Source organism: Plasticicumulans lactativorans, assembly GCF_004341245.1.
In the GTDB taxonomy this organism is placed as follows: Bacteria; Pseudomonadota; Gammaproteobacteria; order Competibacterales; family Competibacteraceae; genus Plasticicumulans_A; species Plasticicumulans_A lactativorans.
On sequence record NZ_SLWY01000057.1, the window covers coordinates 1 to 1,476 of the forward strand.

The 1,476-nt window shown below is 74.2% G+C and carries 2 protein-coding genes; both read right to left on the reverse strand.

The window, feature by feature from the left end; genetic code table 11:
• The coding region (locus tag EV699_RS19735) for an ureidoglycolate lyase (RefSeq protein ID WP_132546051.1) at nucleotides 1-476 on the reverse strand (476 nt) is incomplete at its 3' end.
• Between the two features lie 4 nt (nucleotides 477-480).
• A partial coding sequence (gene alc, locus EV699_RS19740; protein WP_132546053.1) for an allantoicase occupies nucleotides 481-1,476 on the reverse strand: 996 nt, incomplete at its 5' end.

Consider the following 1,476-nt stretch of genomic DNA (forward strand, 5'->3'; position numbering starts at 1 on the left):
AGCGGAATCTCATCGCAGTTGTCGCCGGGTCCGTCGCGGTCGAGGACGAGGAAGTCGGCGGCGCGCTCGAGGGTGAGGAGCGGGTGGTGCCAGACGCCGCGGGCGTAGTTCACGCCCTGGCGCCCGTCGGTGACGAAGGCGCGGATGGCGTCGAGCGCGTAGCCCGCGCCGGGCGGGGCCACCACCACGACGAAGCGCTGGCCTTCGAGCGGCAGCCACGCCTGGCTGCCGAGCGGGTGGCGCTCGAGCAGGCGCAGGCGCAGCGGCAGCGCCACCGGCTGGGCGCGCACCAGCGACACCACCGGGTGGCCGTCGCCGGCGGCGGTGTCGAGGCGCAGCAGGTCGTGGTGGCGCTGCGCGGTGCCGGCGTTGATCGGGAACACCCGCGTCGCCGCGGCGGCCTCGAAGACCTCGCCGAAGGGGGCGAAGGCCTCGCGCGTCAGCGGCGCGATCGCGAGCCTGAGGGCGTGCGTCATCGCCTCAGCCCCGCTGCGCGCGGCCGAACAGGCGCAGCCGGCTCACGCCGCCGTCGGGGAAGATGTTCAGGCGCACGTGCGTCACCGCGCCGAGCGCCTTCAGCTCGGCGCTGAAGGTGTGGATGGCGTCGGCCGACAGCTTCTGCGCCGGCAGCAGCTCCGCCCAGAACATCGCCTGGGTGATCACCGACTGGTCGGTGCCGGCGCGCACGTAGGCGGCCTGCAGCGAGGCGGCGTCGGGGAAGTTGCCCTTGAAGTGGGCGGTGTCGATCTCCACGCGCTCGATCACGCCGGGGTGGCCGAGCTCGATGATCGCCCAGTCGTTGCCCGGCTCGCGGCGCCGGCGCGTCTCCCAGCCGTCGCCCATGTTGACGCCGCGCCCGGCGGCGAGCATCGCGTGGGGCGGGCCGAAGTGGCTGTTGTTGCAGGCCACGATGCGCCCGCCGAGGCGCATCGCGGACAGCTCGGTGAGCTCGGCGCCGGCGCCGCTCCAGTCGGCGACCACCTGGCCGTAGACGCGCAGGCGCGCCACGCCGCCGTCGGGGTAGATGCTCAGGCGCACGTGCGACACCACGCGGGGCTCGTCGACGGCGACGAAGTGCTGGGCGTTGCCGCCGAGCGAGGTGGGGACGACGAGCGGGAACCAGGCGGTGTCGGCGTGCGGGTCGCCGGCGGCGACGCAGCAGCCGTCGAGCGCGGCGGCGGGGGGGAAGTTGCCGGTGAAGTGGCGCGTGTCGATGTCCACGCCGCGCACGATGCCGGGCAGGGCGAGGCGGATGACGCAGTGGTCGTTGCCCTCGGTGCGCTTGCGGCGGGTTTCCCAGCCGTCCATCCACTTGCCGTGGTCATCGAACTTGCCGTCGATGAACACCGCGGGGGCGTCGCTGAGCATGCGCTCGACGGGGGCGAACCACTCGTCGGTGGCGCTGACCGGGCGCGCGCCGAGCTTGGCGCTGGCGAGGTTGGGGTAGCGCTGCGTGAACGCCGGGGCGCTGCTGTC